Annotated in this window: 1 pseudogene; it reads left to right on the top strand. The window is 48.1% G+C overall.

Annotated features, from left to right (window positions below):
- A pseudogene (locus tag F3J41_RS23355) lies at nt 1-345 on the top strand (Shufflon protein B); the annotation flags it as partial.
- Between the last annotated feature and the right edge of the window lie 222 nt (nt 346-567).

Below are 567 nucleotides of genomic sequence, written 5' to 3'. Positions count from 1 at the left end.
CTGGGAAGTCTTAATACTGGCAGATATAAAGGTATTGGTAATTTCACTTCTCAGTACAATGGCTTTAACTCCAGTGCCTCAACATTGACTGTGTATGCCCTGGGGGGAAACTCAACAGTTAACAAGGATTTGGGAGATGGACAAGGCTGCACTAATACGTGGGCTTTGACTGGGTATGCAGGAGGAGTGGCCGTCGCCTCAGGGGCTGATGGCAATCCTGCCTGGTCAAAATCAGGTACTATTGTCTTTCAGGTACCTGCCAATTCAGGCTATACGATTGTTTCAAATCCTCTGCCGAGCGAGGGATGCTCGCCCGGACATTTCACTGTCTATACATATCAGTGATTATTTATGCGCACATATTGCGTAAGCAGTTACCGTTGTATTTGGGCATGCCGCAGCCCATCCATTACCGGTGGGTTGACTCCATTTTAGGCGTTCATCTGACCCGGAATAGCATCCAGCTCCGCCGCCAACGAGTACCTCATCTGACGTACAATCAACGGCTACTGTTTTTGATGCAACTGCCGATCTGATTTCTGTTGTGGGCAACGATGATGCTTGTTT

Origin of the sequence: Pantoea sp. Ap-870, assembly GCF_011752515.1 — a bacterium.
Taxonomy (GTDB): Bacteria; Pseudomonadota; Gammaproteobacteria; order Enterobacterales; family Enterobacteriaceae; genus Pantoea; species Pantoea dispersa.
This window is presented reverse-complemented; position numbering and strand designations above follow the sequence as displayed.